The 13327-nt window shown below is 43.2% G+C and carries 16 protein-coding genes; 10 read left to right on the top strand and 6 right to left on the bottom strand.

All coding sequences use genetic code 11. The annotated features are described in order from the left end of the window. Positions 1 to 107: 107 nt before the first annotated feature. A complete protein-coding gene (locus FTT91_RS03590) occupies positions 108 to 1349 on the top strand; it encodes a dicarboxylate/amino acid:cation symporter (protein WP_180168988.1) in 1242 nt (413 codons plus the stop codon). A 53-nt stretch (positions 1350 to 1402) separates the two neighbouring features. Here the strand turns inward: FTT91_RS03590 and FTT91_RS03585 are convergent, their stop codons facing one another. The 6 genes from FTT91_RS03585 to FTT91_RS03560 all read right to left on the bottom strand — a co-directional run bounded on the left by FTT91_RS03585 (position 1403) and on the right by FTT91_RS03560 (position 7841). Further along, a complete protein-coding gene (locus FTT91_RS03585) occupies positions 1403 to 1816 on the bottom strand; it encodes a VOC family protein (protein ID WP_180168987.1) in 414 nt (137 codons plus the stop codon). Positions 1817 to 2031: 215 nt separating this feature from the next. Then, a complete protein-coding gene (yihA, locus tag FTT91_RS03580) occupies positions 2032 to 2898 on the bottom strand; it encodes a ribosome biogenesis GTP-binding protein YihA/YsxC (RefSeq protein ID WP_179997384.1) in 867 nt (288 codons plus the stop codon). A 130-nt stretch (positions 2899 to 3028) separates the two neighbouring features. Further along, positions 3029 to 3472, bottom strand: coding sequence for an Rrf2 family transcriptional regulator (locus tag FTT91_RS03575; RefSeq protein ID WP_004974689.1), 444 nt, complete (start codon positions 3470 to 3472; stop codon positions 3029 to 3031). 92 nt (positions 3473 to 3564) lie between these two features. Beyond that, complete coding sequence (gene hmpA, locus FTT91_RS03570; RefSeq protein WP_004974691.1) at positions 3565 to 4776, bottom strand: NO-inducible flavohemoprotein; 1212 nt, start codon at positions 4774 to 4776, stop codon at positions 3565 to 3567. A gap of 239 nt (positions 4777 to 5015) precedes the next feature. Continuing rightward, a complete protein-coding gene (locus FTT91_RS03565) occupies positions 5016 to 6599 on the bottom strand; it encodes a helicase HerA-like domain-containing protein (protein WP_180168986.1) in 1584 nt (527 codons plus the stop codon). A gap of 51 nt (positions 6600 to 6650) precedes the next feature. Continuing rightward, the gene (locus FTT91_RS03560) at positions 6651 to 7841 is read right to left on the bottom strand and encodes a PLP-dependent transferase (RefSeq protein WP_180168985.1); all 1191 of its coding nucleotides are present in this window, start codon (positions 7839 to 7841) and stop codon (positions 6651 to 6653) included. A 148-nt stretch (positions 7842 to 7989) separates the two neighbouring features. On the opposite strand from FTT91_RS03560, the gene FTT91_RS03555 reads away from it, so the two are divergent. From FTT91_RS03555 to rpsC, 9 genes are all read left to right on the top strand, one after another. Next, positions 7990 to 8733, top strand: a complete 744-nt coding sequence (locus FTT91_RS03555) for a type 1 glutamine amidotransferase (protein ID WP_180168984.1) — start codon at positions 7990 to 7992, stop codon at positions 8731 to 8733. 424 nt (positions 8734 to 9157) lie between these two features. After that, positions 9158 to 9469 carry a 30S ribosomal protein S10 gene (gene rpsJ, locus FTT91_RS03550; protein ID WP_000070912.1) on the top strand — a complete coding sequence of 104 codons (312 nt, stop codon included), beginning with the start codon at positions 9158 to 9160 and terminating at the stop codon, positions 9467 to 9469. A 59-nt stretch (positions 9470 to 9528) separates the two neighbouring features. Further along, positions 9529 to 10167, top strand: coding sequence for a 50S ribosomal protein L3 (gene rplC, locus FTT91_RS03545; RefSeq protein ID WP_026438075.1), 639 nt, complete (start codon positions 9529 to 9531; stop codon positions 10165 to 10167). Between the two features lie 11 nt (positions 10168 to 10178). Beyond that, positions 10179 to 10781, top strand: a complete 603-nt coding sequence (rplD, locus tag FTT91_RS03540; protein ID WP_004974702.1) for a 50S ribosomal protein L4 — start codon at positions 10179 to 10181, stop codon at positions 10779 to 10781. After that, entirely contained in the window at positions 10778 to 11098 is a 321-nt protein-coding gene (gene rplW / locus FTT91_RS03535; protein ID WP_004974703.1) for a 50S ribosomal protein L23, read from the top strand. Before rplD ends, rplW begins: the two co-directional genes overlap by 4 nt. An 11-nt stretch (positions 11099 to 11109) precedes the next feature. Further along, entirely contained in the window at positions 11110 to 11934 is an 825-nt protein-coding gene (rplB, locus tag FTT91_RS03530; RefSeq protein ID WP_004974706.1) for a 50S ribosomal protein L2, read from the top strand. 19 nt (positions 11935 to 11953) lie between these two features. Next, a complete protein-coding gene (gene rpsS / locus FTT91_RS03525; RefSeq protein WP_004673001.1) occupies positions 11954 to 12229 on the top strand; it encodes a 30S ribosomal protein S19 in 276 nt (91 codons plus the stop codon). 11 nt (positions 12230 to 12240) lie between these two features. After that, positions 12241 to 12570, top strand: coding sequence for a 50S ribosomal protein L22 (gene rplV / locus FTT91_RS03520; protein ID WP_001982638.1), 330 nt, complete (start codon positions 12241 to 12243; stop codon positions 12568 to 12570). A 1-nt stretch (position 12571) separates the two neighbouring features. Next, on the top strand, positions 12572 to 13324 hold the full coding sequence (gene rpsC / locus FTT91_RS03515) for a 30S ribosomal protein S3 (RefSeq protein WP_004974711.1): 753 nt from the start codon (positions 12572 to 12574) through the stop codon (positions 13322 to 13324). The last annotated feature ends 3 nt before the right edge of the window (positions 13325 to 13327 follow it).

The following is a 13327-nucleotide window of genomic DNA, read 5'->3' as shown; positions in this document are numbered from 1 at the left end:
CTGAAGCACGATCTGAACCTAATCAAAGTGCGCTAGAAAAATAATACTCGATTCAATTTCAGCCACATGGCATAGTCCACACATCACATTAAAAAACTCAATTGCGTATGAGCCTCAATACACAAATTCTAATTGCCGCAATTTTGGGTGTGGTGTTTGGTTTTATTCTGAATCTATTTCCAGACAGCACATTTTTTAGCGCCAGTTTGTATGGCATTGGTTTAATGAGCAGTATTTTTATTGGTTTACTGAAAATGCTGCTGATCCCACTAATTTTTAGCTCAATTGTGGTCGGTGTGTCGAACTTACAGGCTGTAGGGCAATTGAGTCGAGTCTGGAAAATTACGTTGGCGTGTTGTGTCACCACCACGACTTTGGCTTTAATTTTAGGTTTGGCCTGTGCGCATTTATTCGCTGTCGGCAAAGGTGTAGATATTGTAATGTTTCAGGATGCGATGGCGCAGCATCAAACTCCAGATACGCTTACACCTTCTTCTTTTTTTACCAACTTCATTCAAAACACCTTAATCAATCCATTTAAAGCTTTTGCTGAAGGCAATGTTTTGGCGGTGGTGATTTTTGCCTTGTTGGTGGGTGTGGCGTTGGTTAAAGGCGGTGAGCACTTTAAAACGGTACGTAAACTCAGCCAGCAATTTTTTGAAATTATGATGTTGATGATTGGCTGGGTAATGAAACTGGCACCATTTGGTATTTTTGCCTTATTGGCCAAGTTGGTTGCCACTGAAGATATTTCGGTGCTTAGCCGTTTGGCAGAGTTTGCCGCCGTTGTGACAGGTACCACCATTTTTCATGGTGTGGTGGTCTTGCCTTTGCTGTTATGGGTTTTTGGCAAGATGGATCCGATCACCTTTTTTAAAGGTACACGTGCGGCGCTGATCACTGCTTTTGCCACTAGTTCCAGTTCGGCCACCATGCCGCTGTCTATGAAATGTGCACAGGAAAATTTAGGTGTACGGCCGCAAACAGCAGGCTTTGTGATTCCGCTAGGTACACAATTAAATATGGATGGAACGGCCTTGTATGAGGCAGCCGCAGCACTGTTTATTGCCAACTTAATGGGGCTGGATTTAAGTTTGGGGCAACAACTGATTGTCTGTGCGACGGCCATGATTGCCTCACTCGGTGCGCCCGGTATTCCTAGTGCAGGAATGGTGACCATGATTATGGTATTGCAGTCGGTTGGTTTGCCCGCAGAAGCGATTGCAATTTTATTGCCCATAGATCGTTTACTAGATACCGTACGTACTGTGGTGAATGTGCAGGGCGATATGATGATCAGTGTGGTGGTCGATCGGCATACCCGTGAAGACCCTGCATTAAATTCTTAAATACTGTGCTTCAAGCAATATTTCACTTCAGGGGCGTATTTTTAGTGAAAGGTTTATTCCCAGCAAGGGCTATAAACGACTTCCCAAATATGACCATCTAAGTCCTGAAAATAGCCTGCATAGCCACCGTAAAAGGTGCTCTGTGCAGGTTTTAAAATTTTTGCACCTGCATTTTGCGCTTGCTTTAATACCTGATCTACTTCAAGTGGGCTATGTACATTATGGCCCAAAGTGATTTGGGCTGAGCCTTGTTCGGCAGGGGCGAAGCCAATGTCCTGTTGTAAGCTGTGTTTAGACCATAACGCTAGTTTTAGACCCGCTTGCAGTTCAAAAAATACCACAGCACATTGTTCAAATTCCTGACCGATAATGCCTTCAGTTACAAGTCCTAAGCCGTCGCGGTAAAAGTCGAGTGCACGTTGTAAATCTTCTACCGCTAAGGTAATCACTGAAATGTGTGCTTGCATGTTTGATCTCCTTATCGCATGTAATTGTTTAATGTCTAATTGTTATGATCTTGACAGTAGGGCATTTCTGGCTGCGTTGTAAAGTGCAACTTTGGTGGTGAGAGAGATTGTGATTACGGCGTAAAACTGAAAGTGGACATACAAATAAAAAGTCCTATTCGAGATTGAACGAATAGGACTTTATGTTATCGACCAATAGTCAGTAATTTAACGGACTATTTGGTTTTGGTATCAGATGTGGCTGGATCGTCTATATCTAAAGATTCAGGCTGATCAACATCAACATCAACATCAACATCAACATCAACATCAACATCATCGCCAGTCGCTTCTGGAATGCTGTCTAAATCAAATTGATGCGCTTGTTCTAAGGTGAAGTTCAAACGACCGCCCATCACACTCGCAAGTTCTTCCAAACCTTGCTTATTGAGTGATGAAAACAATTGAATCGAGAAATCTAGTTTCATCTTTTTCAACTGCTGTTTGACTTCAAGCAATACTTTATTGGCAGGGCCGCGGTTGAGTTTGTCCGATTTGGTGAGCAATACATGCACGAACAATTTACGCGAATACGCCCATTCCAGCATCATCACATCAAAGTGCTGTAAGGGATGGCGAATATCCATCAGTAACACCAAGCCTTGTAAACTTTTACGATGAATCAAATAATTTTCGAGTTCTTTTTGCCACACAATTTTCATGGCTTCAGGTACGGCTGCATAACCATAACCGGGTAAATCGACCAAACGCTGTTCGGGGTTGCCCAAACTAAAGAAGTTGATCATTTGAGTACGACCCGGTTTTTTAGAAGCACGTGCCAATTGTTTTTGATTGGTTAAAGCATTAATTGCACTGGACTTACCTGCGTTGGAGCGTCCTGCAAAAGCCACTTCGTAGCCAGTATCTTCTACACATAAATTCAGTTTAGGCGCACTCATTAAAAACTCGGCTTTACGCAGCCAGTTTAAGGCGCGAACAGAGTATTCAGTAATGGCAGGGTCTACTTTTTTCTCGTAGCTAATTTTCTGCCGTGGCTGTGCTGCTGCCTTACTGTTTTTCGATTTTCCTCTGCTATGGTGCATAACTTAACTTCAATTCATGGTCTACAAACAGGCATTATAAAGCAAGTCATACAGGCAAGCGACCTTTGCGCCCTGAATGCCCGAAAAAAGCAACATCTAGGATGATATTGCTTTGACCGTTTAAGTTACTTTAAAGATGAATCAGCGGGATTGGAGATTGTGTACTGAACTGTAAATTGGGTACAGGCTGTAGCACTTCACCCAAGCTGTATTGATCTAAGCTTTGATAAAACTGTTCCATTGCCTGATTGAGAATGCCTTTTAGTCCACATTGCGCACGCAGCACGCAGGGCGGGGTATTACACTCTACAATTTGATTTTCACCTTGCAGGATTCTCACCACATGACCTAAACGCAAAGGCAATGCTTCAGGATGCAAGCGAATCCCGCCACCTTTACCACGAGTGGTAATTAGCCATCCTTGCTTACCCATAAAGTGAACGATTTTTACCAGATGGTTCTGGGAAACATGCAAATCCTGTGCAATTTCCGCAATGGTATAGGGTACATCTCGAGGACGCGAGATATACATTAAAATACGCAGCGCATAGTCGGTGAATTTATTTAATTGCATGATCGCACAGATGTTTTTTTTAAATACAAATAAATTAAGGCTAGTCTAGCATAACTAGACTAGCCTTACCTATTAGCTTTTAACGCTTTAGATTAGTGGCGAACACCACCTGTACCAAACGCTTCGCTATGGATTTGCTCATCTTTGATGCCACGCGCAAGTAAAGCTTTACGCTGTTCTGCCATGAATGGCATTGGACCACATAAGTAGTAATCTGCATCGGCTGGTAACAGCGCTGCATCTACAGTGCTGAGGTCTAAACGACCTGCAACATCGTAATCTTGACCCAGTACATCACCTTCGTTCGGGAACTCATACGCAGTCAACGTATGAATACGTGGACATTTTGCAGTTAAGTCTTGGAGATGCTGTTTCATGGCATGTACTTGTTTGCTACGACATGCGTGAATAAATGTCACAGGTTGTGGCACATCTAAAGTCACCAATTGATTCAACATTGCAATCATTGGTGTTAAGCCAACGCCGCCACTAATGAAGACATTGCGTTTGTTGCTGTCGATGAGGAAGAAGTTACCTGTTGGTGCAGATACTTCAACTTCAGAACCTTCTGGTAATTGGTGCAATACGTTCGATACCCAACCTGCAACTTTATCTGCACCATTGCCTGGCTCACGTTTTACAGAAATACGTAAGTAATCTTGTTGTGGGCTAGTCGATAGCGTGTATTGACGTGGTTGCTTCAAGCCAAGTTCAGGTACAAATACGCGTACTGAAATATATTGACCTGCTTCGTATTTTGGTAAATCGCCACCATCTACTGGCTCGAAGTAGATTGAAGTGATTTCGTCACTTTCTACAACTTTCTTGGCAATTTTGAAATTACGCCAGCCTAACCAGCTGCCTTTAGTTTGTTCGTGTTGTTCGTAGATTGCACGTTCAGCATTAATAAACACTTCTGCTAACTGACCATAAGCAGCTGCCCATGCATCAATTAGAGGATCTTCCATTGAAATATTTAATACTTCGCTAATAGAGTGAAGTAGGTTTTCGCCCACAATATTATAGTCAGGTGCTTGAATGTTTAAGCTCACGTGTTTGTGGGCAATCAATTCAATCACAGGCGCAAGCACAGAAGGATCTTCAATGTTTTCAGCATAAGCCAATACAGCACCTGCAAGCGCTTGAGCCTGCGCACCACTACGTTGGTGACCCATGTTAAAGGTTTCTTTTAGATCAGGATTATTCCCCAACATGCGGTTATAGAAATAACCAGTCAGTGCGACACCATTTTCACGGAGTACAGGAACAGTTGCTTTTACAAGGTCAATTTGCTGTGGAGTCATGTTCGATCTCTCATGGCTGTTATTTATAAGATGTATTCAAAATACATCTTATAAATAAGGATTGCAAACATTTTTTTGTGAAACCTTAAAAAAAATATGGATTATAAAAATATCCCATTATTTTTAAAGTTTTTATGGGGTTTGTAGATGTGACAGCGAGAGGTTTGTAAGTGTTCATTTAGGTTTTGGATGGTGCATCCATGAATGAAATCTATACAAACCTCATCGTTTATAACATGCTATTTCTTACCAAATAATGACCCTAACAAACCTCGTACAATTTTCTGCCCAGTAGAACCGCCTAAGCTGCGTGCTGCGCTTTTGGCAAAGGTACCCACAATATCCTGAGTCAGTTTTTCACGCTGTTTGGCAGCGCGTTCTGCTTCTTTTTGCTGTTCGCGGGCTAGACGTTCTTGCTCGCGCGCTTGTTGTTTGGCGAGTGCTTCGGCTTCTTTAGCCTCTTGCTTGGCGCGTGCTTCAGCTTCTTTGGCTTCAATTTTAGCTTGTTCTGCTGCTGCGGCTAGTTGCTGACGTTGTTCAACTTTTTGTTGCAGCATTTCATAAGCACTTTCACGATCTAATTGCTGCTCATACACACCTGCAATAACACTCTGGCTGATACAGGCTTGACGTTCTTCTGTGCTAATTGGGCTAAACGATGAGTAGGGCGGCATTACCCAAGCACGTTCTACAATTTGCGGTGTGCCTTGTTCATCTAAGCAACTAATTAAGGCTTCACCTACCGCAAGTTCGGTAATGGCTTGTTCAACTTTAAAGTCTGGGTTGGCACGGAATGTATCTGCGGCAGTTTTTACTGCTTTTTGGTCTTTGGGTGTAAAAGCACGTAAGGCATGCTGAACACGGTTACCCAATTGTCCCAATACGCTTTCAGGCAAGTCCAGCGGGTTTTGGGTCACAAAATAAATCCCCACGCCTTTAGAGCGAATTAAGCGTACCACTTGTTCAATTTTTTCTTGTAGCGCGCTGCTGGCATTGTCAAATAACAAGTGTGCTTCATCAAAAAAGAACACCAGTTTTGGCTTGTCCATATCGCCCACTTCAGGCAATTGTTCAAACAGTTCTGATAACATCCATAATAAAAAGGTGGCGTACAGTTTTGGCGTGTTCATGAGTTTGTCTGCAGCCAAAACATTAATATTGCCGCGTCCCTGACTGTCAGTTTGAATAAAATTCAAAATATCCAAACTCGGCTCACCAAAGAATTTATCACCGCCCTGATCAGCTAAAGCCAGTAAATTGCGCTGAATCGCACCCAAACTGGCTGGAGAAAGATTGCCATACTCAGCTTTAAATTCACTGGCGTGTTCGCTGACATAGGTCAGCATGGCTTTTAAATCTTTAAAATCAATCAGTAATAAACCCTGATCATCGGCAATACGGAATACCGCAGACAACACGCCCTCTTGGGTGTCATTCAGGTTCAGCATTTGCGCCAATAATAACGGGCCAATTTCAGAAATGGTGGTACGAATCGGATGACCTTGTTCGGCAAATAAATCCCAAAACACCACAGGAGATGCTGCAAACGGAATGCTTTCGATACCTAAGCTCTTAATACGTGCATCAAACTTTGGGCTGCTGCTGCCTGCTTTGGCTAGACTGGAAACATCGCCTTTGGCATCGGCTAAAAATACGGGTACACCAATTCGTGAAAAGCTTTCTGCCAAGACTTTTAAGGTAACGGTTTTACCTGTACCTGTTGCACCTGCAATTAAACCGTGGCGGTTGGCAAACTGTGAATGTAAAACCACGTCTTGTTGAACGTCGGCAGTTTTTTTACCAATAACGATTGCTGTACTCATATTTTTATCCTGATTTATATAGCTATTGTTAAAATGATGATCTGTGCTGCATTAGTCGCTGAAGCGTTGTAAGGCATTTTGAATATCGTGAATTAAATCTGCAGGATGTTCTAGTCCAATACAAAAACGCACCAATAATCCTTCAGCCAAGTGAGAATGATCTAAGGTACGCATGGTCTTGAGATCGTAAAGCATCACTAAACTTACAGGGCCGCCCCAGCTAAAGCCGAGTTTAAATAAAGATAAAGCATCGCAGAATTGACGTACAGCGGCTAAATCATATTCAGGCTTAAAAATCACACTGACCAAACCTGCGCTGTGTCCATCGCGGCAAATTTCTTTCCAATACGCATGCCCCGCAGATGTGGCATCGGCAGGGTGCAACACCTGAGCAAATTGTGGTTGTAGTTTCAGCCAGTTGAGTAATTCAATTGTGCTTTTTGCTTGGTGCTCATAACGTAGTTGCATCGAAGCCAAACTGCGTTGTACTTGCGCGACATCATCCCCCGATACGCAAATACCTTGAATGGCATGCATACGAAACAGTTGATGATGTAAGTGTTGATCACGGGTCACGACAGACCCCATTAAAATGTCACCACCACCACTTGGGTATTTGGTCAGGGCATGGACACTTATATCGACACTTAAATGTTCATCACCAAAATCGAAAGCATTAAACGCAAGTCCTGCACCCCAAGTATTATCTAAGGCTGTGAGCATGTGATGTGATTTGGCTTTTTTGACTAATGCAGTTAGGTTTGGAAACTCTAGTGTGACCGAACCTGCCGCTTCTAGCCAAATCAGTTTGGCTTGGGCAGAAGGTTGAAAGCTATCGACATCAATTGGATTGTAGACTTGAACGGTGATGCCGTAACGCTGCTCTAAATTGCGTAAATGCTCCATGTTTGGGCCGTAAATATTGTCAGCCACCCAAACTTCATCGCCTTGACTTAAAAAGCAGGAATTCACCAAATTAATTGCTGATAGTCCGCTTGGTGCGAGTAAGCAGTATTCACCACCTTCTAATTGCGCAATCTGATCAGCGAGTGTGAATGTAGTCGGTGTGCCATGTGTGCCATAGCTATAATCATAAGCATCAGTCCAGTGTCGATTAAACAGTGCATCTGTGTTTTCAAAGATAATGGTCGATGCACGAAATAGGGGAGGCTGTACCGTTTGAATATATTGTGGGGCACGTCTTGGTGCATGAATTAAAGCAGTTTGAGCATTTTTCTTCACAGGTTCACTCAGAAAATAAGCAAATATTGAGTTTAGCTTAAGAGAAATACTGGCTTTAGGCTATAAAAAGCTGCACTACAAGACATGCCTTGAACTTGGCGCTATTTTTGCAGAAGCTGAAGTATAGAAAATACAAAGGATGATCCAGATGAAAGCACCACTAAGCGTGCATTATTTTCAGCATAGTGCAGGTGAAGGTTTTGGAAGTTGCTATGACTATTTAAAGCAGATGGGGGCGCATATCACTGCAACCGAATTTTTTGCTTTACCGCCTGAGCAAAATATTGAAATTGAAGCCTTACCCAAAGTTGAAGATATTGACCTGTTAATTGTGATGGGCGGTGCCATGAGTGTAAATGATGAAGTACATTATCCATGGTTAAAAACAGAAAAACGCTGGATTAGGCGTTATTTGGCGATGGGTAAATCTGCAATCGGTTTGTGTTTAGGTGGGCAGATGATTGCCAATGCGTTGGGTGCAGCAGTGAGTCCTAATCCTGAACAAGAACGTGGTTGGCATCCTGTCTATAAAGTCGAAAATATACCAGAAAGCTGTTTCCAAATGCCTGATCAAATCTCAGTGATGCAGTGGCATGGCGAAACTTTTGAATTACCTAAGGGCGCGGTAAGACTTGCCAGTAATGCCGCTTGCACCAATCAACTGTATCAAATTGGGAAAAACGTACTAGGATTTCAGTTCCATCCAGAAATTACCCCACGGGCTTTGCAGTTGTTTTTGGACAATGCTGAAATGAAACCTGCATTTTCAGGCATGTATGTACAACCCGCGCATGAATTAAAACAGATGTCTGCAGCACAATTTCAGGCAGGCAACCAATTAATGAATCGTGCAATAGATTATGTTTTAGTACAAAGCAAACTTAGGGAATAAAGTCATGGATTGTGCTGCTAACACAGAAATGAAAGTTAGTCATGGTGAGGATGATTTGCGCTGTCAAGGTAGAGGAAATGGTCAAAAAGCAGATTGTCTAAATTTACACTCAATAATTGGATAGGAATGCTGCTTAACTCATATATAAAGTGCTAATCGTATATTTTAAAAAGAGAAATCGGCAGAGCGTGAAAAATAAAGCAATAAAGCCAAAAAGAGATTTGCTTATGCATTAAACAATCGTTATAATGGGCGACCCTTTATGCAAGGGGGTTAACTGCGAAGAAAGTAGTTAACATCGTGACAGTCGTGGCATCGATCATGACCTTAGTGATAATTCACTGCCTTTGACACTTGCCTTAAATTAGTGGGGTGAGATGCGTCAAGGGTGATTCTTTATATATTTGGCTTGGAGTTAACTGGTATGTCTAACCAGAGAATTCGTATCCGTTTGAAGTCTTTTGATCATCGTCTGATCGATCAATCTGCTCAAGAAATCGTAGAAACCGCTAAGCGTACTGGCGCACAAGTTTGTGGTCCAATCCCGATGCCAACTCGCATCGAACGCTTCAACGTTTTAACATCACCACACGTAAACAAAGATGCGCGCGACCAGTATGAAATCCGTACTTACAAGCGTTTGATCGACATCGTTCAACCTACAGATAAAACTGTTGATGCGTTGATGAAATTAGATCTAGCAGCTGGTGTTGATGTTCAGATTGCATTGGGTTAAGGCTTTCGGTTAATTAACACTCTAAGTTAATTAGGCCGCTTTTTTAGAGGTTTATGCACATGGCTATTGGTTTAGTCGGTCGCAAGTGCGGTATGACCCGTATCTTTACAGATGCTGGTGTTTCTGTACCTGTTACAGTGATTGAGGTTGATCCTAACCGCATCACTCAAATCAAAACGCTTGAAACAGATGGTTATCAAGCAATTCAGGTTACTACTGGTGAACGTCGCGAATCTCGCGTAACTAACGCTCAGAAAGGTCACTTCGCTAAAGCGGGTGTTGCTGCTGGTCGTTTAGTTCAAGAATTCCGTGCTACAGAAGCTGACCTTGAAGGTCGTGAAGTTGGCGGAACTATCGGTGTGGATTTGTTCACAGTAGGTCAGATCGTTGACGTAACTGGTCAGTCTAAAGGTAAGGGTTTCCAGGGTGGTGTTAAGCGTTGGAACTTCCGTACTCAAGACGCTACTCACGGTAACTCTGTTTCTCACCGTGTTCTAGGTTCTACAGGTCAAAACCAGACTCCTGGTCGCGTATTCAAAGGCAAAAAAATGGCTGGCCATTTAGGTGCTGAACGCGTAACTGTACAGGGTCTTGAAATTGTATCTATCGACACAGAGCGTTCAGTTCTTGTTGTTAAAGGTGCGATTCCTGGTGCGACTGGTGGTGACGTAACTGTACGTCCTACGATCAAGGCTTGAGGGGAAATAACGTGAATTTAAATACTGTTTCCGGCTCTGCTGTTGAGTTATCTGAAGTTGCGTTCGGTCGTGAATTCAATGAAGCACTTGTACACCAAGTTGTTACAGCTTACTTAGCTGGTGGTCGTCAAGGCTCTAAAGCTCAGAAATCACGTGCAGACGTTGCTGGCGGTGGTAAAAAACCATTCCGTCAAAAAGGTACTGGCCGCGCTCGTGCTGGTTCTATTCGTAGCCCAATCTGGGTTGGTGGTGGTAAAACTTTTGCTGCTCGTCCACAAGATTGGTCTCAAAAAGTTAACCGCAAAATGTACCGCGGTGCAATGCAATGTATCTTAGCTGAACTTGTTCGCCAAGATCGTCTTGTATTGGTTGAAGAGTTTGCTGTTGAAGCTCCTAAAACTAAAGAGTTGCTTGCAAAACTTAACGACTTGAATGCAACTCGCGCATTGATCGTAACTGAAGCTGTAGATGAGAATCTATATCTTGCAGCGCGTAACCTTCCACACGTTGATGTGGTTGATGCTACTGCAATCGATCCTGTTAGCTTGATCGCGTTCGACAAAGTTGTAATGTCTGTTGCTGCTGCTAAGAAAATTGAGGTAGAACTCGGATGAACAACGAACGTTTATATCAAGTCCTACAAGGACCTGTATTTTCAGAAAAAGCACAAGTTTTAGGCGAAACTGCTGGTGTTCAAGTATTCAAAGTTGCATTAAATGCAAACAAACTTGAAATCAAAAAAGCAGTTGAGCAATTATTTGGTGTGGAAGTTGTTAAAGTTAACACGACTATCACTAAAGGTAAGACTAAGCGCTTTGGTCGTACATTAGGACGCCGTTCTGATGTTAAAAAAGCATACGTCACCCTGAAAGCTGGCCAAGATGTTGAAATGGCTGACTTGGGCGATACCGCTGAAAGCGCAGCGGAATAAGGACGAAATTTATGCCGATTCAAAAATGTAAGCCAACGTCTCCAGGACGTCGCTTTGTAGAGAAAGTCGTTCACGACCATCTTCACAAAGGTGCGCCTTATGCGCCGTTGGTGGAAGCTAAAAAACGTACTGGTGGTCGTAACAACAACGGTCACATTACTACACGTCACGTTGGTGGTGGTCATAAGCAACACTACCGTATCGTAGACTTCAAACGTAACAAAGATGGCATTCCTGCTGTTGTAGAGCGTATTGAATACGATCCAAACCGTACTGCACACATCGCATTGTTGAAGTATGCTGACGGTGAACGTCGTTATATTATTGCGCCTAAAGGTTTACGTGCTGGTGATCAAGTTCAATCTGGTAACGATGCTCCAATTCGTCCAGGTAACTGCTTACCACTTCGTAATATGCCAATCGGTGCTACTCTTCACAACATCGAACTTAAAATCGGTAAAGGTGCTCAATTAGCGCGTTCTGCTGGTACTTCAGTTCAATTGTTGGGTCGTGACGGTTCATACGCTATCGTTCGTCTACGTTCAGGCGAAATGCGTAAAGTGCACGTTGAATGTCGCGCTGTGTTAGGTGAAGTATCTAACTCAGAAAGCAACCTTCGTTCACTTGGTAAAGCAGGTGCTTCGCGCTGGCGTGGTGTTCGTCCTACCGTTCGTGGTATGGCAATGAACCCGGTTGATCACCCGCACGGTGGTGGTGAAGGGCGTACTAAAGGTATCCAACCTGTAAGCCCATGGGGTCAAAAAGCTAAAGGGTACAAGACACGTACCAACAAGCGTACGACTAAGATGATTATTCGCGACCGTCGCGTTAAGTAACAAGTAAAGGAATCTGACAATGCCTCGTTCTCTGAAAAAAGGCCCATTCGTCGATGCGCACTTGTTCGCTAAGGTTGAAGCGGCAATCGCGGCTAATAACCGTAAGCCGATCAAAACTTGGTCGCGTCGTTCGATGATCCTCCCAGATTTTGTTGGTTTAACAATTTCTGTTCACAATGGTCGTAACCATGTTCCAGTGATTATCTCTGAACACATGGTTGGTCATAAACTCGGTGAATTCGCGCCAACTCGTACCTATCGTGGTCACGGTGTTGACAAGAAGTCTAAACGTTAATAGGTGCTATGATGGAAGTAACTGCTAAATTACGCGGTGCCGCTATCTCGGCACAAAAAGCACGTTTGGTTGCAGATCTTATCCGCGGCAAATCTGTTGCGCATGCACTTAACATTTTAAACTTCAGCAACAAAAAAGCTGCTGTTTTAGTTAAGAAAGCATTGGAATCTGCAATTGCAAATGCTGAACACAATAACAGTTTAGATGTAGACGACCTTAAAGTATCTACGATTTACGTTGACGAAGGCATGAGCCTTAAACGTATTATGCCACGTGCTAAAGGCCGTGCAGATCGTATTACTAAGCGTACTTGTCACATCACCGTTAAGGTAGGGGTTTGATATGGGTCAGAAGGTTCATCCAATCGGTATCCGCCTAGGTGTTGTGAAACGTCATAACGCTAACTGGTATGCGAATCCGAAACAATACGCTGAATACTTGCTTAAAGACCTTCAAGTTCGTGAGTTTTTAACTAAAAAACTTAAGAACGCAATGGTAAGCAATATTCTTATCGAACGTCCAACGGGTGCTGCTAAAGTAACAATTAGCACTGCGCGTCCTGGTATCGTAATCGGTAAAAAAGGCGAAGACATTGAGAAATTACAACGCGAATTAACATCTATTATGGGTGTTCCTGCGCAAGTAAGCATCAACGAAATTGACCGTCCAGACTTAGATGCACGTTTAGTTGCTGAAGCAATCGCTTCTCAATTAGAAAAGCGTGTAATGTTCCGTCGTGCTATGAAGCGTGCGGTACAGAACTCTATGCGTGCTGGTGCTAAAGGTATCAAAGTTGAGGTTTCTGGTCGTTTAGGTGGTGCAGAGATTGCACGTACTGAATGGTATCGTGAAGGTCGTGTACCTTTGCATACACTTCGTGCGGACATCGACTATGCAACTATGCGTGCTGAAACTACTTACGGTACGATTGGCGTTAAAGTTTGGGTATTCCGTGGTGAAATCTTGGGTGGCATGAAACAAGTCATGAACCCGGCACCTGCTGAAGAACGTCCAGCTAAACGCGGTCGCGGTCGTGGTGAAGGTCAAGAGCGTCGTGGTCGTCGCAATGATCGTTCTGCTGAAAAAGGAGAATAATCC

This window comes from Acinetobacter sp. YH12021, assembly GCF_013420145.1.
Lineage (GTDB): Bacteria > Pseudomonadota > Gammaproteobacteria > Pseudomonadales > Moraxellaceae > Acinetobacter > Acinetobacter towneri.
Note: the sequence above shows the minus strand (reverse complement) of the source record. Positions and strands in the feature narration are given on the sequence as shown.